Origin of the sequence: Halorubrum saccharovorum DSM 1137 (assembly GCF_000337915.1) — an archaeon.
GTDB lineage: Archaea > Halobacteriota > Halobacteria > Halobacteriales > Haloferacaceae > Halorubrum > Halorubrum saccharovorum.
Genome location: NZ_AOJE01000025.1, coordinates 60,093 through 82,268 on the forward strand (window position 1 = coordinate 60,093; position 22,176 = coordinate 82,268).

Annotated in this window: 19 protein-coding genes, 1 tRNA gene and 1 pseudogene; 9 read left to right on the plus strand and 12 right to left on the minus strand. The window is 69.4% G+C overall.

Annotated elements, in window-relative coordinates:
* The first annotated feature begins 12 nt into the window (after positions 1-12).
* The gene (locus C471_RS07790; protein ID WP_004047824.1) at positions 13-324 is read left to right on the plus strand and encodes a hypothetical protein; all 312 of its coding nucleotides are present in this window, start codon (positions 13-15) and stop codon (positions 322-324) included.
* 57 nt (positions 325-381) lie between these two features.
* On the opposite strand, the gene C471_RS07795 is transcribed toward C471_RS07790, so the two are convergent.
* On the minus strand, positions 382-1,494 hold the full coding sequence (locus C471_RS07795) for a pyridoxal-phosphate-dependent aminotransferase family protein (protein WP_004047825.1): 1,113 nt from the start codon (positions 1,492-1,494) through the stop codon (positions 382-384).
* A gap of 229 nt (positions 1,495-1,723) precedes the next feature.
* Between C471_RS07795 and C471_RS07800 the strand changes: the two genes are divergently transcribed.
* The gene (locus C471_RS07800) at positions 1,724-4,108 is read left to right on the plus strand and encodes an amino acid permease (protein ID WP_004047826.1); all 2,385 of its coding nucleotides are present in this window, start codon (positions 1,724-1,726) and stop codon (positions 4,106-4,108) included.
* 44 nt (positions 4,109-4,152) lie between these two features.
* On the opposite strand, the gene C471_RS07805 is transcribed toward C471_RS07800, so the two are convergent.
* The 3 genes from C471_RS07805 to C471_RS07815 form a co-directional block, all read right to left on the minus strand.
* Positions 4,153-5,706, minus strand: coding sequence for a TrkH family potassium uptake protein (locus C471_RS07805; protein WP_004047828.1), 1,554 nt, complete (start codon positions 5,704-5,706; stop codon positions 4,153-4,155).
* Between the two features lie 46 nt (positions 5,707-5,752).
* The gene (locus tag C471_RS07810; protein ID WP_004047829.1) at positions 5,753-6,460 is read right to left on the minus strand and encodes a potassium channel family protein; all 708 of its coding nucleotides are present in this window, start codon (positions 6,458-6,460) and stop codon (positions 5,753-5,755) included.
* Positions 6,461-6,591: 131 nt separating this feature from the next.
* Positions 6,592-6,948, minus strand: a complete 357-nt coding sequence (locus tag C471_RS07815) for a hypothetical protein (RefSeq protein WP_004047831.1) — start codon at positions 6,946-6,948, stop codon at positions 6,592-6,594.
* Between the two features lie 245 nt (positions 6,949-7,193).
* Between C471_RS07815 and C471_RS07820 the strand changes: the two genes are divergently transcribed.
* Positions 7,194-7,943 (plus strand): TrkA C-terminal domain-containing protein, encoded by a 750-nt coding sequence (locus C471_RS07820; RefSeq protein WP_004047833.1) that lies wholly within the window; start codon positions 7,194-7,196, stop codon positions 7,941-7,943.
* Between the two features lie 33 nt (positions 7,944-7,976).
* Here C471_RS07820 and C471_RS07825 read toward each other — a convergent pair whose 3' ends face one another.
* The 4 genes from C471_RS07825 to C471_RS07840 form a co-directional block, all read right to left on the minus strand.
* On the minus strand, positions 7,977-8,234 hold the full coding sequence (locus C471_RS07825) for a DUF7561 family protein (RefSeq protein WP_004047834.1): 258 nt from the start codon (positions 8,232-8,234) through the stop codon (positions 7,977-7,979).
* Between the two features lie 430 nt (positions 8,235-8,664).
* Complete coding sequence (locus C471_RS07830; protein ID WP_004047836.1) at positions 8,665-9,828, minus strand: ABC transporter ATP-binding protein; 1,164 nt, start codon at positions 9,826-9,828, stop codon at positions 8,665-8,667.
* A complete protein-coding gene (locus C471_RS07835; protein WP_004047838.1) occupies positions 9,818-11,671 on the minus strand; it encodes an ABC transporter permease in 1,854 nt (617 codons plus the stop codon). Before C471_RS07835 ends, C471_RS07830 begins: the two co-directional genes overlap by 11 nt.
* Positions 11,672-11,678: 7 nt before the next feature.
* Positions 11,679-12,977 (minus strand): thiamine ABC transporter substrate-binding protein, encoded by a 1,299-nt coding sequence (locus tag C471_RS07840; RefSeq protein ID WP_004047839.1) that lies wholly within the window; start codon positions 12,975-12,977, stop codon positions 11,679-11,681.
* Positions 12,978-13,195: 218 nt separating this feature from the next.
* Between C471_RS07840 and C471_RS07845 the strand changes: the two genes are divergently transcribed.
* Positions 13,196-14,041: a hypothetical protein gene (locus C471_RS07845; RefSeq protein WP_004047841.1), complete on the plus strand. Its 846-nt coding sequence runs from the start codon at positions 13,196-13,198 to the stop codon at positions 14,039-14,041.
* Positions 14,042-14,123: 82 nt separating this feature from the next.
* Positions 14,124-14,882 carry a 1-(5-phosphoribosyl)-5-[(5-phosphoribosylamino)methylideneamino]imidazole-4-carboxamide isomerase gene (hisA, locus tag C471_RS07850; protein WP_004047843.1) on the plus strand — a complete coding sequence of 253 codons (759 nt, stop codon included), beginning with the start codon at positions 14,124-14,126 and terminating at the stop codon, positions 14,880-14,882.
* 43 nt (positions 14,883-14,925) lie between these two features.
* Here hisA and C471_RS07855 read toward each other — a convergent pair whose 3' ends face one another.
* Together C471_RS07855 and C471_RS07860 are read right to left on the minus strand one after the other, a co-directional pair.
* Entirely contained in the window at positions 14,926-15,723 is a 798-nt protein-coding gene (locus C471_RS07855) for a hypothetical protein (protein ID WP_004047844.1), read from the minus strand.
* The gene (locus C471_RS07860; RefSeq protein ID WP_004047846.1) at positions 15,723-17,138 is read right to left on the minus strand and encodes an APC family permease; all 1,416 of its coding nucleotides are present in this window, start codon (positions 17,136-17,138) and stop codon (positions 15,723-15,725) included. The genes C471_RS07855 and C471_RS07860 overlap by 1 nt, the downstream gene beginning before the upstream one ends.
* A 130-nt stretch (positions 17,139-17,268) precedes the next feature.
* Here C471_RS07860 and hisB point away from each other — a divergent pair, with 130 nt between their 5' ends.
* The 3 genes from hisB to cgi121 all read left to right on the plus strand — a co-directional run bounded on the left by hisB (position 17,269) and on the right by cgi121 (position 20,979).
* The gene (gene hisB / locus C471_RS07865) at positions 17,269-17,865 is read left to right on the plus strand and encodes an imidazoleglycerol-phosphate dehydratase HisB (RefSeq protein WP_004047848.1); all 597 of its coding nucleotides are present in this window, start codon (positions 17,269-17,271) and stop codon (positions 17,863-17,865) included.
* Between the two features lie 88 nt (positions 17,866-17,953).
* Complete coding sequence (locus tag C471_RS07870; RefSeq protein WP_004047850.1) at positions 17,954-20,410, plus strand: ATP-dependent DNA helicase; 2,457 nt, start codon at positions 17,954-17,956, stop codon at positions 20,408-20,410.
* Positions 20,407-20,979, plus strand: coding sequence for a KEOPS complex subunit Cgi121 (gene cgi121 / locus C471_RS07875; protein WP_004047852.1), 573 nt, complete (start codon positions 20,407-20,409; stop codon positions 20,977-20,979). The genes C471_RS07870 and cgi121 overlap by 4 nt, the downstream gene beginning before the upstream one ends.
* Before the next feature lie 165 nt (positions 20,980-21,144).
* Here cgi121 and C471_RS07880 read toward each other — a convergent pair.
* Positions 21,145-21,217 (minus strand) — tRNA-Gln (locus C471_RS07880).
* Between the two features lie 191 nt (positions 21,218-21,408).
* Here C471_RS07880 and C471_RS07885 point away from each other — a divergent pair.
* A complete protein-coding gene (locus tag C471_RS07885) occupies positions 21,409-22,032 on the plus strand; it encodes an IMP cyclohydrolase (protein WP_004047854.1) in 624 nt (207 codons plus the stop codon).
* On the opposite strand, the pseudogene C471_RS18025 reads toward C471_RS07885, so the two are convergent.
* Positions 22,015-22,176: pseudogene (locus tag C471_RS18025) on the minus strand (RNA-guided endonuclease InsQ/TnpB family protein); the annotation flags it as partial. The gene C471_RS07885 and the pseudogene C471_RS18025 overlap by 18 nt on opposite strands.

The window sequence follows — 22,176 nt, forward strand, 5'->3', positions numbered from 1 at the left end:
GGCGATGACACGATGAAGCGACTGACGAGATCCGAGCTGGCCGAGCGCGTGGGACCGCGACCGCCCTCGGACGCGTTCTGGAGCCGCGTGATCGCGGCCGAACGGGGGACGATCAGCGTCGGGCCAGCGGTCGTCGGCGACACCGACCGGCGCGCGCGGGAGAACCGGCGGCGGCGCGGCGAAGCCGGTGACGACGGCCCCCTCTCTCCGGGCGACATGATCGACGTGGGCGAGGAGTCGTTCGTCGTCGTCGCCGTCGAGGAGACCGAGCCGGGCGGGCGGCGGTACCGGATCGAGTTGGTCGAGCCGCGCCGGGGCGAGTAGGGAGAAGCGAGAAGCGGGACGACCGGCAGCGCTACAGCCCGGCGACGTCTTCGATCGCTACAGGTCCGCGACGTCTTCGATCGCGTCGGTGAGCTCTTTTACGCTCTCGACGGTGTGTTCGCCCATGTGGCCGATCCGGAACGTCTCCTCGCCGAGTTGCGAGCCGTAGCCGTTCGAGAACGCCATGTCGTACTCCGCGCTCACTTCCTCGATGGTCGCCGCGACGTCGATGCCTTGAGTGTTCTCGATGCAGGCGACCGTCTGCGACTCGTATCCCTCCTCGGGGAACATCGCGAAGTGCTCGTCCGCCCAGTCGTGGACGTACGCCATCATCTCGCGGTGGCGCTCGTCGCGGGCCCGGTGGCCCTCGTCGAGCATGTGTTTCATCTGCTTGCGGTACGCTAACATGATCGGGATCGCGGGCGTCGAGTGGGTCTGTCCCTTGCGGTCGTAGTAGTCGATGGTGCGGCGGAAGCCGCCGTACCACGAGGAGTCGCCCTTCTCGACCTCGCGGTCGTAGGCGTCGTCGCTGACGACGCAGACCGCGAGCCCCGGCGGCATCGCGAACGCCTTCTGGGTGGACGCGAAGATCACGTCGATACCGTGTTCGTCGATGTCGACGTGATCGCCGCCGAGCGCGGAGACGGCGTCGACGACGAAGTACGTGTCCGGGTACTCCGCGACCACGTCGCCGATCTCCTCGATCGGGTTGCGGACGCCGGTCGACGACTCGTTCATCACGGTCGCGACCACGTCGTACTGTTTGTCGGTCGATTCGAGGTGCTCGCGGATGTCCTCGGGTTTGACGGCCTCACCCCACTCGTACTCCAGCCGGTCCACGTCCTTGCCGAGTCGCTCGGCGACGTTGGCGTGGCGCTCGCTGAAGCTCCCGCAGGTCGGGACCAGGATGTTCTCGTCGACGAGGTTGAGCGTCGACGCCTCCCAGAACTCGGTGCCGGAGGCGGTGAGGATCACGACCTCGTTGTCGGTGCCGAGGAACGTCTTCGTATCCTCGACGATGGTGGTGTACAGGTCGGTCATCCGGTCCATCCGGTGGCCGAACATCGGCTCCGCCATCGCCTCGATCACGTCGTCGCGGACCTCGGTCGGGCCGGGGATGTACAGCGTCTTGTCGTCGTAGTCGTCGCGGTATTCGCGTTTCTCTGTCACGGGATCCACCTGATGGATCGTACCGCGTCGCGCTGGGGTATGGACTTTGTGATATGTTCAAACGGCGCTCGCGAGATGGTCAAAGGGCTCGATCGTCGCCGCCGCGCAAACCGCCTGTGTCTTCCGGAGACGGTGCCGTTGCCCGGATCAGCCGGGTTTATACGAACAGAGAAGAGAGAAACGGTATGACAGACGCCCGGAGAGTTACAACCGACCGAGGTGGTCCGCCGTGAGCGGCGACGAGGAACTCGCGAAGGACCTCGGACCGCTCGCGGCGCTCACGATCGGGATCGGGACGATGATCGGCGCCGGGATCTTCGTGCTCCCCGGCACCGCGGTCGCCCGCGCCGGCCCGCTCGCGGCGGCGACGTTCGTCCTCGGCGGCGTGATCGCGCTGTTCACGGCGCTGTCCGCCTCGGAGCTGGGAACTGCCATGCCGAAGTCCGGCGGGGCGTACTTCTACGTCAACCGCGCGCTCGGCCCGCTGTTCGGCTCGATCGCGGGGTGGGCGAACTGGCTCGGGCTCGCGTTCGCGTCCGCCTTCTACATGTACGGGTTCGGCGAGTACGTCAACGCGCTCGTCGGGCTCGGCCCCGTCGGAGTCGGCCCGCTCACGCTGGAGGCGGCGCAGGTGATCGGGCTCGCCGGCGCCCTGCTCTTCATCGCGGTCAACTACTTCGGCGCGAAGGAGACGGGCGGGCTCCAGATCGTCATCGTGATGTCCCTCTTGGGCATCCTCGCCGTCTTCACCGTCGTCGGTCTGCTGAACGCCGACATGGAGTCGCTGCGCCCGCTCGCGCCGCCGGGGACGACGAGCCAAGTGCTCCCGGTGACGGGGATCATCTTCGTCTCGTATCTCGGGTTCGTGCAGATCACCTCGGTCGCCGAGGAGATCAAGAACCCCGGCCGGAACCTCCCGCTCGCGGTCCTCGGCTCGGTCGTCATCGTCACGGCCGTGTACGCGCTGTTCCTCGTCGTGCTGCTCGCGGCGGTCCCGAACGAACTCGTCGCGAACAACGAGACCGCGGTCGTCGACGCCGCCCGATTGCTGTTCGGCAACTACGAGGTGTTCGGCTACTCGCTGGGCGCCGTCGGCGCCGGCATGCTCCTGATCGGCGGGCTGCTCGCGACCGCCTCCTCGGCGAACGCGTCGATCCTCTCGTCGTCCCGGATCAACTTCGCGATGGGTCGCGAGAAGATCGTCACCCCGAAGCTCAACGAGATCCACCAGCGGTTCGGCACGCCCTACAAGTCGATCGCGCTCACCGGCGCGCTCATCCTCGTGTTCCTCGTCGCCGGCGGCGTCGAGTCGCTGTCGACGATGGGCTCCGTCCTTCACCTCATCGTCTACGGGCTGCTCAACCTCGCGCTGATCGTGATGCGCGAGTCGGAGGTCGAGGGGTACGATCCCGACTTCGAGGTCCCCTTCTACCCGATCGTCCCGATAATCGGGACGCTGTCGTCGTTCGCGCTGATAATCTACATCGACCCGACGATCATCCTGTTCTCGGCCGGGCTCGTCGCCTTCGCCGCGCTCTGGTACCTGCTGTACGCTCGCGGGAAGGTCGAGTCGCGCGGCGTGTTGGGGACGTGGATCCTCGACCGGTCCGACGAGCTCCCCAAGCCCGCGGTGTCGGCCGCGACCTCCGTCCAGCCGAGCGGCGACGACTACCGGGTGATGGTGCCGCTCGCGAACCCCGCGACGGAGGAGCACCTGATCACGCTCGCGTCGGCCATCGCGAAGCAGCGGAACGGGACGGTCGTCGCCGTCAACATCGCGAACGTGCCCGACCAGACCTCGCTGGAGGCGGCCCGCGACCGCGGCGCGCACGAGGCGGCACACGACCTGTTGAGTCAGGCCCGCGAGGACGCCGAGACGTTCGGCGTCGACGTGGAGACCCACGTCGTCTTATCGCACCGCGTGTTCGAGGAGGTGTTCGACGCCGCGCGCACCTACGGCGCCGACATGACCGTGATGGGCTGGGGCGAGGACTCCCACGGGGCGCCCGGCCGCGCCGAGTCCGCCGTCGACGAGCTGGCGTACTCGCTCCCCTCTGACTTCCTCGTGTTCCGCGACCGCGGGTTCGACCCGTCGCGGATCCTCGTGCCGACGGCCGGCGGCCCGGCCTCCGACCTGTCCGGCGCGGTGGCGAAGATGCTCCAGACGGAGTTCGACGGCGAAGTCACGCTGCTGCACGTCGCCGAGGACGAGGCCGAGGGGCGCGCGTTCCTCTCCGAGTGGGCCGCCGACCACGACCTCTCGGGCGCGACGCTCCGGATCGAGACCGGCGACGTCGAGACCAGCATCGAGCGCGCCGCTCGCGACGCGACGATGCTCATCATCGGCGCGACCCAGAAGGGACTCCTCTCGCGGCTGGTCCGCGGATCGCTCGTGTTGGACGTGCTCAACGAGGTGGAGTGTTCCGTGCTGCTCGCCGAGCCGAAGAGCGACCGCGGCTTCCTCGACCGGCTGTTCGGCAGCGGCGCGCGGTCGAACGACGTGACCGACGCGACCCCGACGCCCGCCGAGACCGGCGTCGAGCCGGAGCCGTCGACGCCGGAGATCGACGACTCCGAGAGCGACTCGACGGACGATTCGAAGGACGGCGCCTAACTGACGAGGCGTGGTCCGAATCCGCCGGACGACTTTCGCCTTCGTCAGGCGGAGCGGTCGAGCCGGCGAACGATCGTTCCGAGCAACACCGCCACCGGGATTATTTCGAGCCGACCGACCCACATGTTGACGATCAGCATCGCCTTCGCCGTCTCCGGCATGGCCGGCCCGGTGACCCCCGAGTCGAGGCCGACGTTGCTCTGTGCGCTCATCACGTCGAAGATCACGTACTCCAGCGGGTACGTCGGGGGAAGGACCCGAAGCAGGACGGCGACGCCGATCACGAGGAACGCGATCCACAGCAGGAACACGACCGTCGCCTCGGTGTACTCCCGTTGCGCCTGCGCCTCGCTGAGGCGTCGGTCGCCGATCTGGAGGTAGCGAATCGCGGCCTGCGGCCGGAACACGTCCTGAATCTGCCAGATCGTTCCCTTGACCAGCGTCACGACGCGGATGAGCTTGATCCCGCTCACCGTCGAGCCGGCCGCCGCGCCGGTTAACATTCCGAGGCACGCGAACAGCGTCGGGCCCGCGGTCCAGACGCGTTCGGTGCCGCCGCCGATCGACGTGCTCCCGAAGCCGGTGTTCGACGTCGCGGAGACGAACTGGAACAGGCTCACCCGGAACGTCTCCTCCAGCGTGGCGTACTGGCCGTTCACGTAGAGGATCGCGGTCAACACGAGCGATCCGACGGTGAACCAGATGAACACCCATCGCGTCTGGAGGTCGGTGTAGAAGTTCCGGACCTCCCCCTTGAAGATCAGGTAGTGGATCGGGAACGCGATGCTCCCCGCGACCATGATCGGGACCGTGGCGTACTCGATCAGCGGGCTGCCGTAGTGGCCGATCGAGTCCGCGTGGACGGAGAACCCGCCGGTCGCGATGCCGGTCATTCCGTGGTTGATCGCGTCCCACAGGGGCATCCCCGTGAGGAGGAACAGGGCGATCGAGCCGAGCGTGAGGCCGACGAAGATCTTCCAAATCTCGCGGACGGTCGTCACGATGCTGGGATGGATCTTTTCGGAGCGCGCCTCGCTCTCGTACAGTGTGTACGATCCGCTGCTCCCGCCCGAGCGGCGCAGGATCGCGACCGTCAAGACGATCACGCCGACGCCGCCGACCCACTCGATGAACGACCGCCACCAGTGGATCGCCCGGGGGAGCTCCTCCTCGACGGCCGCCATCGTGAGCCCGGTCCCGGTGAAGCCGCTCATGCTCTCGAACACCGCGTCAAGCGGATCGAGGAACACCGCGGTCGTCGAGTCCATCGGCGGCGTGTTCATCCAGACGGGAAACGGGTTCAGCTGGATCGTCCACGCGATCAGGACGAACGGGAGCCCGCCGAGTATCCCAACGAGCGCCCACGCCGTGGCCGCGGTGACCATCGCCTCGCGCTTCTCCGGCGGGTCGGCGCCACGGTACCGCCGGACCAGCCCAGTTCCGATCCCCGCCATGACGACCGCGGAGACCACGAACGCCGGGACGGTGTAGAACTCGCCGTTGACCGCCGCCACGACGAGCGAGATCAGCATCATCAGCGAGACCGCCTGGACGATGCGGCCGACGTCGCGGCCGACGGTGTCCGTCTTGACTCTCATGGATCACCTGCGTCGGAGCGGTCTCCCCGCGATACCGGTCGGACGGTCACAGCCTCACCCCGTTCGAGCCGTTCTCCTGATCCTCGTAGTGGCCGAAGATGTCCGTCACGTCCGGTGTCGCACCGGTTCCGGAGTAGACGGTCAACAGGTCTCCCGTCTCGATGCGTGTCTGTCCGCGGGGCGTGATCGGCGAGTCCGCGTCCCCCCGTTCGATCGCCACGATGAGCGTCTCGTCACCGAGGAGTCCTTCCTCGTCGGCCTCGATGAGGGTCTTTCCGGCGATCGGCGCCTCCTCGGCGACCGTGATCTCGAACACCTCGGCGACATCACCGACCCGCATGTAGTCGACGATCGAGGGCCGGTCGACGGACCGGAACAGCGACTCCGCGATGAGTCGCTGCGGGTTCTGCATGGTGTTCACGCCGATCTGACGGAACAGATTCATGTGCTCGGGATTGTGGACGACCGAGACGACGTTGGGTATCTCGAGCTCCTGTGCGAGCAGCGAGACCATCACGTTGGTCGCGTCCTGATCGGTCGTCGTGACGATCGCGTCCGCACGGTCGCTCCCGGCGTCGGCGAGGTTCTCTTTGACCGTCGCGTCGGCGTTGAGCACCATACAGTCGTACTCGCTCGCGACCGCGTCCGCCTTTTCGGGGTCGGTCTCGATGACGACGACTTCGTATCCGGCGCGCGTTGCGATTTCGATGAGCGGCGTTCCGATGTCGCCGGCTCCGACGATGATGATGTACATGTGTAGCGTTCGTATCCGTGGTCGATCGTTTTCTCAGGCGATTCCCGGGCCGAACCGCGGGCTCACGTCCCGGTCACGGCGGCGGCGGTCGCGACCGGCGACCGGACTGTCGATCCGACGAGACGGGTCAGTCACCGCCGGTCACCGTCGGATTCGGCCTGAACCTTTCCCAAGTAGTGCCAGCGGTACTGACCGTCCCAGCCGTCTCTCGCGGGCTCCCAGTTGACCCTGTACACGAACGGCCCGCGTGCCCAACCGGTCTCATTCGGGCGCTCCACGACGGCGATCGTGTACGCGCCGTGGTCCTCCGTGTAGACGAGCTCCTCGTCGCCCCTGGACTCAATCGCGTCCGTCAGCGACGGATGCTCTCGGAGGAGCTGTTGGGCGTAGTGGATGATCTCCCTGAGCTGCGTATCGCTGCAGTCTTCGAGCGCGACGATGACCTCGTCGGAGACGCCGTCCGGGCGATCAGTATCGGGTGATGTCATGGTGTGAGTGTGTGGCGGCTGGTTCGATTCCGGCCGCGGCGCCGCCTGAGTTCGATCGGGAAGCGTCACGGCTTCGTTTTTGTCGCGGAACCTGATGCAGCACCTATTTCGCTCAGGCATAAGTATTTCCTTCTGAATTTTTGAGAAGCAATTCTAGAAGGAGAAATATTTCCTTATGAGAAATCCCCAGTCCCGTGGAGAGCGGCTATGAGAAATCCTTTGTGCTGCCCGGTCGTTGTTCGATCATGGGACACCGTATCGATGAGATCGACAAGCGCATCCTCTACTACTTCGGTGTGGACGCGCGAAACACGGCGACATCGGACATCGCCGCGGAGATGGAGGTCACGCCGGCGACGATCCGAAATCGGATCGACCAGCTCGAAGAGCGAGGGATTCTTCGGGGGTACCTCGCCGACATCGACTACAAGTCGATCGGCGGGTACGTCACCTACCTGTTCCGGTGTACGGCGCCGATCCCGGACCGGACGCAGCTGGCTCAGTCGGCGCTGGACGTTTCGGGGGTCGTCAATGTCCAGGAGCTGATGGCGGGCACGGCCAACCTCCTCGTGACGGTGGTCGGTTCGGATACCGAAGACATCAACCACGCCGCCGGCGAGCTTGCCGACCTCGGACTAACGATCGAAGACGAGAACGTGATGCAGGGGGAGTACCACAGACCGTACGACCCGTTCGGTCCCGAGAAGGTTCCGAAGGGGCCGTCGCTGACCGACTTCATGAGCCTCGCGGGAGATGCCGAAGTCGCGGAGTTCACCGTCTCGGAAGGGGCCGAGATCGCGGGCAACACCATCGAGCAAGCGGTCGAAGAGGGCCAGCTCTCCCGAGAGACCCACGTGGTCGGCATCGAACGGGAGGGCAACGTGCTCACGCCCAAGGGCGAAACGACCTTCCGAGCGGGCGATATCGTCTCGCTGCTCTCGACGGCGCCGTTCGATCAGGACTCGCTGAAGGCGTTCGGGACGCAGGGGGGGTGAGATCGGCCGCGAACCGATCGCCGACGGTCGGGGCTACCCCCAGTGCCAGAAGTGGTCCCCGTCTTCCTCGACGGGCTCGGTCCGCGCCCGCAGGTCTGCGACATCGTCGGCGGTCGGCTCGTGATCGTCCGGCAGCGACTCCATGCACTCGAAACAGAGGAAGAACTCGGAGCCGTCCGTCAGTTCGAGGGTCATCCCTTGCGTCGACTCGAACGCGAAGTTCCACAGGTCGCCGATCCCCCCGGCGATCCTGACGGATCGCTCGCAGACGAAACACGACTCCGAGGCCATACGCGGGCTAGCGGCTCGGAGCGGTAATGCGTGTCGCCGTGGATACGCTTTCGTTCGCGTGGCTTGTTTATAAGTGGTTGTCGGGGATCTTACGATGGACGACGCCAGGGCCCCAGCCGCTCGGTGATACGCGATCGAAAACTCCGCGGTGAACACCGCCAAAGCCCCAGCCGCGAGGCGGACAGACGCTTGTTGCGCTCCTCGTCACTCGCTGCACTCGTTCCTACGGTGCTTACGGCGCCTCTGTCCGCCTCGCGGCTACCCCTTTGAGTCCCACCCGCCCCGCACCACAACCGCAGCCTCACGCCTCCCCAGCCTCGTCAGTCGCCTCCGCTTCGCTCCGGCGACTGACTCCCTCGCGGGCGGTTCGCGCCGCGTTGCGGCGCTCACCGGCGCACCACCGCGCTGATCACTTATAAATCGTCGCCCGTCACGCTCCGTCGCTGCCGATTAGGTGCGCGTCTTCGGGATCGAAGCCGACGACGACCTCCCCGGAGAGCGGGTCGCGCGTCCGGACCACGAGGTCTCGCCCGCCCCAGTCGAGGGTCACGCGGGTCGTCTCGCCGAGGAACTCCGCGCTCTCGACGGTCGCCAGAACCCGGCTCTCTCCCTCGTCGATCCGCAGGTACTCGGGCCGGACGCAGAAGGTGAGGCGGTCGCCGGGCTCGACACCGACACCTTCGCCGACCGCGACCCGCAGCGTCTCGCCGCCGACGTCGACGGCGGCGATTCTGGGGGTGTCGTTGCTCTCGGCGTCGTCCGCACCGCCTCCGTCGCCCGCCTCGCCCCCCTCCACGTCGACCACTCGCCCCGCGAAGACGTTGTTGTCGCCGACGAACTCGGCGACGAACCGGCTCGACGGCTCTCGGTACACCGTCCGCGGGGGCGCGATCTGCTCCGGCGTCCCGTCGCGCATCACCGCGACGCGGTCGGAGATCGCCAGCGCCTCCTCCTGGTCGTGGGTGACGTAGACGGTGGTAATCGACAGCTCCGACTGAATCTTCCGGACCTGCACCCGGAGGCGCTCGCGGAGCCGCGCGTCGAGCGCGCTCATCGGCTCGTCTAAGAGGAGGAGGTCGGGACCGGGCGCCAGCGCGCGCGCCATCGCGACGCGCTGCTGCTGCCCGCCCGAGAGGCTCTCGGGGTCCCGGTCGGCGGCGTCGGGGAGGTCCACCAGTTCGAGCAGTTCGGCGACGCGCTCGTCGCGCGAGACGCCCTCGGGCGGGTCCGCGAAGTTGAGCCCGTACCCGACGTTCTCGCCGACGGTCATGTGCGGGAACAGCGCGTAGTTCTGGAAGACGACGCCCACGTCGCGCTCCTCGGGGGGAACCCCCGCGACCGAGTCGCCGGCGAAGCGAATCTCCCCCGCGGTCGGCTCCTCGAACCCCGCGATCAGCCGGAGCGTCGTCGTCTTCCCGCAGCCGGAGGGGCCGACCAGCGTGAAGAACTCCCCCTCGCGCACGGCGAGGCTCACGTCGTCGACGGCGGCGGTGTCGCCGTAGCGCTTGGTCACGCCGTCGAGTTCGACGGCAGGGGGGTCGCCGGTCGAGTCGGCGGTCGGGTCGGCGGACGAAGGAGCCCACTCAGAGCCCACGCGTCTCACCCCCGAGCCGCTCGATGACGACGAAGCTGAGCCCGGTGACGACGAGGAGGACGACGCCCATTGCGGTCGCCGGTCCGAGCCGACGCCCGATGAACCGTTCGATGGCGACCGGCATCGTGTACGCGTCGGCGCCGGTCGCGAGCACCACCGTCGCCGTGAACTCTCCGATCGAGATGGCGAACGCGAACGCCGCGCCCGCGACGACGCCCGGCCACACGAGGGGGAGCTCCACGTCGCGGATCACCCGCGCCCGCGACGCGCCGAGCGCCCGCGCCGACTCGATCAGCGAGCGGTCGAGCCCCTCCAGTCCGGGCGCGACCGTCCGGACCACGAACGGGTAGCCCGCGACCGCGTGCGCGACGACGATGGCGACCGCGCCGGTCGCGGCGAACCGCCACCCCGCGATCTCGACGCCGAAGACGAGCCCGCGGAGGAGCCCGAGCCCGACGATGATCCCCGAGACGGCGAGCGGCGCCATCGCGGCCGCGTCGACCAGCTTCCGCCCGCGGTACCGCCGCGTCGTCAACACGGCGACGACGACGCCCATCGGGAGCGCGAGCAGGGTCGCGGCGCTCGCGAACGTCAGCGAGTTGCGGATCGCGGGCCACGGGCGCACCTGAAACGCCGCCCCCGTCCGCTGGCGGTCGACCAAGAACCGGTAGTGGTCGAGCGTGAGCGCTCCGTCCCCACCCGTGACGCTCGCGAGGGTCATCGAGGCGATGGGCGCGACGAAGACGAGCCCCGCGACGACGGCGTAGGCGGCGAGGCCGAGCCGGGGCAGGACCTCGCGCGCGGTCGGGGCGCCGGGGAACAGGGACTTTCGGGGGAGGGGTCGGACGCCGCGCGAACTGACCGTGTTCCGCGCCTCGTAGCGCAGGTACGCGAGCAGGACGCCCAAGGAGATGACGAGCTCGACGATCGCCAGCGCGGCCGCCTCCGCGTAGCTCAGGTCGCGGACGAGCCGGTAGACGAACACCTCGACCGTCGCCAGTTCGAAGCCGCCGAGCGCGAGCACGATGGGGAAGGTGCCGAACGTGAACACGAAGGTGAGCGCCGCGCCGGTCAAGACGGCGGGGTACACCTGCGGCGCGACCACGTCGAAGAAGGCCCGGACCGACCCCGCGCCGAGGCTCCGGGCGGTCTCGACCGCGCTCGCGTCGACCGACTCCCACGCCGCGGTCGTCACCCGCGCGACGAGCGGCGCGTTGTAAAAGGCGTGGGCGATCACGATCGCCTCCAGCGTGAACAGGAGGTCGACGGGCGGGAGGCCGAGGAGACCGAGGAGCCCGTTGAGAGTGCCGTTGTCACCGAACGTCGCGACGAACCCGACCGCGACCATGATCGACGGGAGCACGAACGGGACGATCGTCAGCGACCGCAGGGTGCGCCGCCCCGGGAACTCGAAGCGCGCGAGGAGGTAGGCGGCCGGGAGCCCCAGGGCGACGCTGGCGACCGTCGAGAGCGCGGCCTGATACGCGGTGAACCCGACGATCCCGAGCCGGCGGTCCGGCCCGAGGAGGGCGCGCGCGACCGCCAGCGGCGACTCGCCCGAGAACAGTCGAGCGAACTCCCCGAAGTAGAACGGGTCGCGGAACACCTCCGCGAACACGGCGAGGGTGGGGACGCCGTCGACGACAACCGCTTCGATCAGGACCGTGCCGACCGGGTAGTAGAACGCCGCGACGAGCACGGCGCTCGTGACGACCGCGAGCGCGGTCAGCAGGCGCCCGCGGAGGCGGTCCGCGACACGGTCGCGAAGGGGTCGCGATCGGTCGGAGTCGGGTGCGCCGTCGGCGTCGGTCGCGCCGTCGGCACCGCGGCTGGCGTCGGACACGCCGCCGTCAGTTCCCGGCGAACTGCCGCTCCCAGTCTTCGACCCACTCACTGACCGAGCCTTGGAGCTCGTCGTACGTGAACGTCACCGGTTCGGAGGGCTCCTGGGCCAGTTCGGCGTAGTCCTCGGGGAGCTCGGCGGTGTCGGTCGCGGGGAACGCGACGTTGCGCTCGGCGATCACGCCCTGCACGTCCGGCTCCAGCATGAACGACATGAACTCGCGGGCGAGTTCGGGCTCGGCGGCGTCGGCGAAGACGGCCATCCCCTCCGGGTTGGCGTACGCCTGATCGTTCAAAAAGCGGATCTGGTGTTTCTCCAGGTCCTGTCCCTCCATGTCCGCGAACACCTGGTCGGTGGAGTAGGAGACGACCATCGGGGCTTCGCCCTCGCTCCAGGCGGCGTAGGCGTCGTCCCACGAGCCGAGCACGCGCACGTCGTTCTCCTGTAGTTCCGCCCAGTAGTCGAGGTAGTCGTAGTCGGGGTCGCCGTCGCCGCCCTCGACCGCGCCGTCCGGCCCGTCTCCGAACCGGTGGACCGTGTGGAGCAGGAACGACCGCCCCGTGGACGAGGCGCCGGGGTTCTGCGCGATGAGCGCGCCCGCGTGCTCGTCGTCGAGGAGGCCGTCGAACGTCTCCGGCGCCTCGGTCGCGGTGCCGTCGTACACGAGGCTCACGTAGCCGGTGTCGAAGGGAACGGCGCGGTCGAACGGGTCGAACAGGAGCCCGTCGCGCACGTCGCCGAACCCCGCGACCTCGCCGCGCTCCGCGAACAGGTCGCCGTCGAGCGTCTCGTCGACGCGCACGAGGTCCTCGGTGGTGAGCCCGACGTAGAGGTCGGCGTCGATCGACACGCCCGAACTGGCGCGCTCGACGTAGTAGTTCACCTCGTTGTCCGGGGTCGCCCACTCCAGTTCGGCGTCGAACCGCGACTCGAACTCCTCTTTGAGCCACTCGCCCGGGCTCACCGACGGCGCGTCGATGAAGCTGCTGTAGGTCGCGACCGTCAGCGTGGGCGTCTCCTGGTCGTCGCCGTCATCACCGCCCTCGCCATCGCCACCGTCCTCGCCGTCGGTCCCATCGCCCCCGCCCGCTCCGTCGCTTCCGTTCGATCCGTCGCTTCCGTCTCCGCCGTCCGTCGGCTCGGCGCTACACCCCGCGAGCGCGACGGCCCCCGCCGCGCCGCCGAGCGCGAGGAACCGCCGCCGCGTGGAACGCCCGGCGGAGCCGCCCGCGTCGCCACGGGAGTCCGCCTGCCGGTCGTCGAGGGCGTCGCGCCGGTCCGTCTCGATCGCCTCGTCATCAGTCATTACCTGGTTGTTGCACCCAGTGGTTACATAAGGGATCCGTGTCGGCGGCACCGGAGTCGGCGGTCGGGAGGAGGAGACGCGACGCCGCGAGTCGGCCCGATCCGGCGCGTATCCGCCGCGTATCTGGCGCGAGTCCCCCGATCCGCTACGTATCCGGCGGTATCACCCCCGGTAGCGCCGTCGACACCAATTTACCGCGTCCCGACCTTCACGACTTCATGAGCGAGAAGCCGATCGGAGGGGAACCGGCGGGATCGATCGGGAACACGGCCGGCGTCACGCGGCGCCGCGTGCTCGCTGGCGGGGGAGCCGTCGCCGTCGCTGGACTGGCGGGCTGTCTGGGCACCCGCAACGGACCGGTGCCGGAGCCGGAGGTGACCAGCGACCGGATCGGCGACGGGTGGCGGCTCCTCGACGAGTCGGAGAGCACGGTGTTCGAGCAGTCCTACGGCCCGGTGACGGTGACCGCGCTCGAACACACGCGGATCTACGAGTACGTCTCGGTCGCCGAGGCGCTGTCGGAGACGGTCGGCGCGAGCGGGTCGCCGGTCGTCTTCTTCGCCACCCGGATCGACGTCCGACCGGCGATCGACAGCCTTCCCGCCGGGATCGGGCGGGACCGGCTGATGTCGGAGGTGGAGACGGCCGCGGTCGACGCGTTCCGGTCGCAGCTGAACGCGAGCGGGATCGAGAACGTCGAGATCGTCGACCGGGGAACGAGCACCGTGGAGACCGGCCACACCGCGACGACGTGGCAACTGGGGGGCGAGTTCACCTTCGACGGCGAGGTCCCGCTTCCGGACGGGTCGGCGAGGGCGATCAGCGAGACCGTCGAGATCGAGTCGCGGCTGGGCGTCTGGCACGACGGCACCGACGTGCTCGTCGCCGGCGGCGCGTACCCGGCGGAGCCGCTCACGCAGGTGATCGACGACGCCCTCCCGAACCTGATCGACGCCGAGACCTTCCTCGAAGAGACGGCCGACGCGGAGGCGAGGGAGGCGCTCGCGACGGAGCCCGGGACCTTCGACGAAGAGGTCTCGGCGCTGCTCGTCTCGGTGGAGTGAGCTCGCGGTCCGCGGGCGCCCGCCGGAACCGACTCCCGGCCGAACCGACCCGTTTAATCCGGGCCCGCGACTGTGTCCCGGTATGAGCGGCTTCCCTTCCTTCGAGGTGATCCCCGCCGTCGACGTGCAGGACGGCGAGGTCGTCCAGCTGGTCGGCGGCGAGCGCGGCACGGGCAAGCGGTACGGCGATCCGGTCGAGGCCGCCGAGCGCTGGATCGAGGCGGGCGCCGAGACGCTCCACCTCGTCGACCTCGACGGCGCGTTCGAGGGCGAGCGCGTCAACGCCGGCGCGATCGAGGCGGTGGTGGAGGCGGTCGGCGGCGACGATGAGGGCGAGGACGGGGTCGGCCTCCAGCTCGGCGGCGGCATCCGGGGCGCCGAGGGCGCACGCGACCTCCTCGATCTGGGGCTCGACCGCGTGATTTTGGGCACCGCGGCGGTAGAGACGCCCGAGATAGTCGCCGAGATCGACGAGACGCATCCCGGCAGCGTCGTCGTCAGCCTCGACGCGAAGGACGGCGAGGTCGTCGTGAGCGGGTGGACCGAGGGGACCGGTCTCGACCCCGCCGAGGCGGCCGCGCGCTACGAGGAACTGGGCGCGGGCGCGATCCTCTTCACGAACGTCGACGTGGAAGGGCAGTTAGAGGGGATCGACCGCGAAGCGGTCGCGAGCGTCGTCGACGCGGTGGACATCCCGGTTATCGCGTCCGGCGGCGTGGCGAGCGTCGACGACGTGGTCGCGCTGAAGGAGGGCGGGGCGGCCGCGGTCGTGGTCGGCACCGCGCTGTACGAGGGCGAGTTCACGCTGCGGGAGGCGCAGGACGCGGCGGACGGGGCGTGAGCCCCGAACGCCGCTGAGGCGACGCCCCTCCCCCGCGGCGCGACTACTCTTCCGGGCGCTCGCGCTGGACGACGAGCACCGGACCGAGGAAGCGCTCGGCCACCTGTTCCGACGGCATCCCGAAGACGAACGTGGTGACGGACGGGTCCGTCTCGCCCATCACCACCGCGTCGTGCGACTCGGCCCGGCCGGCGATGGCGTCGATCGGGACGTCCGCGTCCTCGACGAGCGTCTCGATCCTGTCAGGAGCCATCCCGCGCTCGACGAGGTCGGCTCTCACCCCGTTCAGGAACGACTTCCCGTCGTCGGGGGTCTCGCCGTCGCCGAGGGCGTGGTACAGCGTCACGTCGACGCCCGCGTCGGCGAACAGCCCGGCGACGAGCCGGGTGTTCCGCCCGACGCCGACCGTCCCGCGGAGCGCGACGAGCACCGACTCCACGCGCTCCGCGCTGTTCGGGACCAACACCGCGAGACAGTCGTATTCGTAGATGAGCCGGTCGATCGTCGTCTCCCCGTCGTGGGTGAACACGAGCCGCGTCTCGACGTCGGCGCCGGCCGCGGCGAGGGAGGCAGCGAACTCGTCGAGCTTCGACATCGCCGTCTCCCCGAACTGCTCGCGCGCCTGCTCGGTCGCCGTCTGATCGGGGAGCACGTGATACCCGAGCAGCACGACGCGGGCGTTCGCGAGCAGCTCCGGCGTGCCGGGGGGCGGCGACTCCCCCTCCAACACCTCCAGCGGGACCAACACCGAGGGTCGGGCGCTCTCCGGCCGGTCCCCGTCCGCGGTCTGTCCGTCGGTTTCGGCCTGTTCCCCGCCGTCGTCCGTGGGTGTCTCGGTCATCAGAAGTCTCCTTTGAGTTCGACATCGGTCGCGTAGTACCTGTACCAACCGTACGCGGCGACCATAACCGCGATCCCGACGCCGATCGACGCCAACTGCATGAACGCGATGAGCGCGAAGCTCGCGATCCCGCCGACGCCGGCGACCGCGAACCCCGCCGGACAGCGGAACGACGGGTCGTACCACGGTGGGTCCTCCCGGCGGAGCCGGATCAGCGCGACGCAGATCAGTCCGTACATCACGAGGTGGAGGAACGACGCGACCTCCGCGAGCAGCTCCACCTGTCCCGTCGCGGCCAGCACGACGATCGGACCGCCGGCGAGCCCGAGCGCGACGTGCGGGGTGCCGTACGCGAGGTTGAGCCGGCTCGCGACCCCGGGAATGACCCCGTCGCGGCTCACCGCGTACACCGCCCGGGAGGCGCTGAGGATCGAGGCATTCGCGCTGGAGAAAGTCGCCAACAGCCCGGCGATGACGATCGCCAGCGCGCCCGGGAACCCGATGAACGCCCGCGCGACCTCGACCATCGCGGTCTCGCCGAACTCGCCGAGGCGACCGCTGCCGAACGCGCTCGTCGCGACGAAGATCGTGACGACGTAGAAGACCCCGACGAGGAGCACGGAGCCGACCATCGCCAGCGGCAGGTTCCGACTCGGCTCCCTGATGTCGCCGGCGACGGTCGCGACCTGCGCGAACCCGAGGTAGGAGGTGAACACGAGCGCCGCCGTCTGGAGGACCGGCAGCGCGCCGCCAGGCGGGAAGAAGCGCTCCGGCGTGCTCTCGGCCCCGAACACGCCGAGCGCGTCGAGGGAGCCGTAGCTCAGGAAGAGCGTGAGAATGACCAGGAGGAGGATCACGATCGCGTTCTGGAGCGCCGCGGTGTTCTCGGTCCCGAAGAGGCTGAGGACCGTGAGCCCGACGCCGAAGGCGACCCCCAGGGGAACCGCCGGATCGATCGGGAGCGCGATCCCCGCTTCGAGGAACACCTGCCCCGCGTAGCTCCCCAGGCCGACGAGGTAGAACGCGGAGGCGAACACCAGCCCGAGCCAGAGCCCGATCCCGACGACCGCGCCGGCGGCGGTGCCGAGCCCGCGCGAGATGAAGAAGTACCCGCCGCCGCTGCGCGGCATGGCGGTGGCGAGCTCCGACGCCGGCAGCGCGACGAGGAGCGCGACGACCGCCCCGATCGCGAACGAGAGCGCCGCCGCCGGGCCGGCGTTCTCGGCCGCCAGCCCGGGGAACACGAAGATCCCCGCGCCGATCATCGTCCCCACGCCGATCGCGAGGCCGCCGACGAGCCCGATCGTCCGTTCGAGCTCCCCTTCGCCGGTGTCGGCGTCGACGACGTCGGCGAGCGCGTCGGGGACCTCGACGTCGGGAGGCTCGGTGACGTCAGAGGGTTCGGATCCGTCCATACCGTGTGGAGGTGACTCACGGACGTGACAAATATCCCCCGCCAATCCGGGGGGCGGTCGGAATCTCCGGGCGGGTGCCACGACCCCGCCCACCCGCAACCCACTTACGAATCGCCCGCGAGGAGCCGGTATGAGCGACCACGAGCGCGCGGCCGCCGTCTCGCGGGAGACCGGTGAGACGACGATCGACCTCACCCTCGCGATCGACGGCGACGGCGACAGCGAGGTCTCGACCGGGATCGGCTTTTACGATCACATGCTGGCGTCGTTCGCCAAGCACGGCCTCTTCGACCTCACCGTCGACTGCGACGGCGACCTCGACATCGACGACCACCACACGGTCGAGGACGTGGCGATCTGCCTCGGCGAGGCGTTCGACGAGGCGCTCGGCGACAAGCGGGCCATTCGGCGGTACGCCGACCGGCGGGTCCCCCTCGACGAGGCGGTCGCGAGCGTCGTCGTCGACGTGGCCGGCCGGCCGTACTACGAGTTCGAGGGGGAGTTCTCTCAGGAGTCGGTCGGGGAGTTCACGAGCGTCATGGCCGACCACTTCGCGATGTCGCTGGCCCACAACGCCGGCCTGACGCTCCACGCCGCGATCGAGACGGGAGACAACGCCCACCACGAGGTCGAGGCGCTGTTCAAGTCTCTCGCGCGCGCGCTCGACGACGCGACGCGGCTCGACGGGCGCCGCAGCGACACGCCGAGCACGAAGGGCGAGCTGTAGGCGGAGCCGGCGCGAGGAGCGCCCGCGGCGATCCCCGCCACCGCCCCGTTCCGACGATTTAAATCGGGTCGGGACCCACCCTCCGATAATGCAACCGAGTTCGCTCTCCGGGCTCCCCGCGGGCGTCGGCGAGGCGCTCGAAGCGGAGGGCGTCGCCGAGCTGTACCCGCCTCAGGAGGCCGCCGTCGAGGCCGGCGTCGCCGACGGCGAGAGCCTCGTCGCCGCGGTGCCGACCGCCTCCGGGAAGACGCTGATCGCCGAGCTCGCCATGCTCTCGGCGGTCGAGCGCGGCGGGAAGGCCCTCTACATCGTCCCCCTGCGCGCGCTCGCCAGCGAGAAGAAGACCGAGTTCGAGCGCTGGGAGGAGTTCGGCGTCACCGTCGGCGTCTCCACCGGCAACTACGAGTCCGACGGTGAGTGGCTCGCCACGCGCGACATCATCGTCGCCACCTCGGAGAAGGTCGACTCGCTGATCCGCAACGGGGCGCCGTGGATCGACGACCTCACCTGCGTCGTGAGCGACGAGGTCCACCTCGTCGACGACCCGAACCGCGGCCCGACCCTCGAAGTGACCCTCGCGAAGCTCCGCAAGGTGAACCCCGGGCTCCAGACAGTCGCGCTCTCGGCGACCGTCGGCAACGCCGACGTGATCGCCGAGTGGCTCGACGCCGAGCTCGTCGAGTCCGACTGGCGCCCAATCGACCTCCGGATGGGCGTCCACTTCGGCAACGCGATCGACTTCGCCGACGGGAGCAAGCGGGAGGTCCCCGTCGAGCGCGGCGAGGACCAGACCGCGCGGCTCGTCGCCGACGCGCTCGACACCGAGGAGGACGGGCAGGGCGGCTCCTCGCTCGTCTTCGTCAACTCCCGGCGCAACGCCGAGTCCTCCGCCCGGAAGCTCACCGACGTGACCGGCCCCCGGCTCACCGACGACGAGCGCGATCAACTCCGCGAGCTCGCCGAGGAGATCCGGTCCGGCTCCGACACCGACACCGCCTCTGACCTCGCGGACGCCGTCGAGCAGGGGTCGGCGTTCCACCACGCGGGGCTCCGGAGCGAGGACCGCGCTCGCGTCGAGGACGCGTTCCGCGACCGGCTGATCAAGTGCATCTCCGCGACGCCCACCTTGGCCGCCGGGGTCAACACCCCCGCCCGCCGGGTGATCGTCCGCGACTGGCGCCGGTACGACGGGGAGTTCGGCGGGATGAAACCACTCGACGTGCTGGAGGTCCACCAGATGTGCGGGCGCGCGGGCCGTCCCGGGCTCGATCCGTACGGCGAGGCCGTGCTGCTCGCGAACGACGCCGACACGAAAGAGGAGCTGTTCGAGCGCTACCTCTGGGCCGACCCCGAGCCGGTCCGCTCGAAGCTCGCCGCCGAGCCCGCGCTCCGGACGCACGTCCTCGCCACCGTCGCCTCCGGCTTCGCCTCCACGCGCGACGGGCTCCTCTCGTTCCTCGACAACACCCTCTACGCGACCCAGACCGACGACGAGGGGCGGCTCGCGGCCGTCACCGACACCGTCCTCGACTACCTCGCCGTCAACGAGTTCGTCGAGCGCGACCGCGACGGCGGGAGAGAGAGCCTGACCGCGACCGGCATCGGCCACACCGTCTCGCGGCTCTACCTCGACCCGATGAGCGCGGCCGAGATGATCGACGGGCTCCGGTCGGTCGCTCGGGACGCCGCGGGCGCGGCCGCGAGCGATGAGGGAGGAGCCGGCGAGTTCGTCCGGACCGGCGGCGACGACGGCGACGAGCCCGGGTTCGGGACGTACACGCGGCCCGGCGAGGACGGCGAAGAGAGCGAGGAGGGGGAGACGCCCGACGGCTCCGACACCTCGCCCCCCGAAGTCACCCCTCTCGGCCTCTATCACCTCGTCAGCCGCACCCCCGACATGTACGAGCTCTACCTGAAGTCGGGGGACCGCGAGGAGTACACCGAGCTCTGCTACGAGCGCGAGTCGGAGTTCCTCGGCGACGTGCCCTCCGAGTACGAGGACGTGCGCTTCGAGGACTGGCTCGCGTCGCTGAAGACGGCCCGCCTGCTGGAGGACTGGGCGAACGAGGTGGACGAGGACCGGATCACGGAGCGGTACGGCGTCGGCCCCGGCGACATCCGCGGGAAGGTCGACACCGCCGAGTGGCTCCTGCGCGCGGCCGAGACCCTCGCGCGCGACGTGGAGGGCGTCGGCGGCGACGTCGTCGTCGCGGTCCGCGAGGCTCGGAAGCGCATCGAGTACGGCGTCCGCGAGGAACTGCTCGACCTGGCCGGCGTCCGCAACGTCGGGCGGAAGCGCGCCCGGCGGCTGTTCGAGGCCGGGATCGAGACCCGCGCCGACCTCCGAGAGGCCGACAAGGCGGTCGTCCTCGGCGCGCTTCGCGGCCGCGAGCGCACCGCCGAGCGGATTCTCGAACACGCCGGGCGCGAGGACCCATCGATGGACGACGTGCGCCCAGACAAGTCGGCTTCCGCGGCCGCGACCGCCGGCTCCGCGAGCGACGAGGACGGCGAGGGGCAGGCGAGTCTGGGTGATTTCCGATGAGCGGTGAGTCACGCCGAGCCCCGCCACACCGGCTCGTCGCGGGGACCGCCACCATCGACGATCTCGACGCCTTCCTCGCGGCGCTCGACGATATCGCGGGCGAGACGGGCGCAGTCGTGCAGGCGTTCGACGCCGATTTCGTCGTCTCGGCCGCACACCTCCGGGAGGCGATCCGCCTCGCCGCCCGCGCGATCGCCCGCGGCGAGGCCGTGGCCCGCGATCCGGGCGTCGAGATCATGCTGTACGCGGCCGGCAAGCGTCAGATCGACCGCGCGTTCACGCTCGGCGTCTCGGAGGGAGAGCGGCGCGCGGTCGTCCTGGTCGCGGATTTCGGTGCGGTTCCGGGCGCGGAACGACCGGACGCGGACCTCGACGCGGCCGCCGCGTCGGTGGGAGACCTGCTCGCGTCGACGGCGGCGTTCACCGATGACGACGGCTTCGGGCCCGCGTTCGACGCGGAGCGGGTCCGGGAGTTCTACGACATCGGCGATCGCGAGATCGCGGCGACCGCCGGCGACCTCCCCGATATCGTCCGCGAACGCGTCGCACTGCTCGACGTCGAGAAGTAGCGATCGAACCCCTTTGCTTCGATTGGAAAACGCGGTACGTGACGGCGATACCGTTCCAGTAGAAATTTTGACTCCAACCGAAACGGAGGGCGAGAATGGGACGCGGCTCCGACGGCGGGCGGATCGGCGAATCGGACGAAAATCGACCGGAGCGAACCGCGAGAATAGTCCATCCTGGATTCGAACCAGGGTCGTTGCCCCCAGAAGGCAACAGGATTGGCCACTACCCCAATGGACTGTGCGCACTCATCGATAGCCAGTGGGTCTTTGTAAGCGTTGCGCGTCGCCGGCCCTCTGGTACGCGTTCACAGTCGATCGGAAGCGAATCGGGGGGAGTGTGAGGAGGCGGGGGAGCGGACCCGTGCGAATCCGATCGCCGAACGTGCGCATATCGATGCGCTTTAGCCGGTCGGATAGCCACGAACCTGTATGTACGTCGGACGATTCGTCGTCGTCGCTCCCGGTATCGGCGCCTACCGCGTCTCCTCGCGCTCGTTCCCGAATCGCCGCGTGACCGATCGGGACGGAACGCTCACCGTCGGCCCGACGCCGGACGCCCCCGAGACGGACAATCCGTACGTCTCGTACAACTGTGCGCGGGCGGTTCGCACGCCGACCGACGAGCCGCTGGCCGTCGTCGGCAACGGCTCGCACGTCGACCCGATCGCGGAGAAGCTCGAACTGGGGTACCCCGCTCGCGACGCGCTGGCGACCCCCCTGCTCGCGCTGGATTTCGAGAAAGACGACTACGACACGCCCCGGATCGCCGGCGTCGTCGGGAGCGAGACCGCCACCATCGGCGTCGTCCGCCGAGACGGGCTCGTGATCGAGGCCGTCGAGGAGCCCACCATCGTCGCCACCTACGAGACGGACAGCCCCGAGCCGTACGAGTTCGCGGCCGCTGACGCCGAGACGCCCGACGCCGCGGCGGCCGCGACGGAAGTCCTCGGCGCGGATTTCGAGCATCCGGTGTGCGCCGCCGGGGCGACCGTCGACGGCGACGGCGTGACGCTGGCGTTCGACAACGACGCGGAGTCAGTGGCCCACGACTGAAGTCGTGGGCTTGTCAGTGGACTCCCCTTCTGCCGCCGAATCGACGCTGGCGGTGAATCCGCCGTTCAGGTTCAGCGTCCCTGACGTCAGCGCACACTGACAGGGTGCGCCTCCACTCGAAGACGTCTGCCCCGAGTGGAGACG